This is a genomic window from Streptomyces sp. DH12 (genome assembly GCF_020873895.1).
Lineage (GTDB): Bacteria > Actinomycetota > Actinomycetes > Streptomycetales > Streptomycetaceae > Streptomyces.
On record NZ_JAHWGT010001644.1, the window covers coordinates 1 to 391 of the forward strand.

The window sequence follows — 391 nt, forward strand, 5'->3', positions numbered from 1 at the left end:
GGCGACGGGACAGTGGTGACCGCTCGGACCGTGGGGACCGTGGCGGCCAGCGCGGCGGCCCCCGGCGTGGCAACGACCGCGACCGTGGCTTCCGCAGGGACGGCGACCGTCCCCCGTTCCGCCGGGACGATCGCGACCGCGATCGGGACCGCAACAGCGACCGTGACCGCAGCGGCGGCCGGCCCGAGCGTGGCGGCTTCCGTGGTCGCGACGACAACCGTGACAGCCGCGGCGGCGAGCGCGGTGGGTACCGCGGCCGGGACGACCGTCGTGACGACCGCAGGGATGACCGCCGGGACGACCGGGACCGTGGCGGCTACCGAGGACGCTCCGACGACCGCGGTGACCGTGGCGGCTTCCGGCGTGACGACAACCGTGGCGACCGTGGCGG

The 391-nt window shown here is 76.7% G+C and carries 1 pseudogene; it reads right to left on the reverse strand.

Annotated features, from left to right (window positions below):
* Window positions 1-391: pseudogene (locus LPA54_RS41515) on the reverse strand (hypothetical protein); the annotation flags it as partial.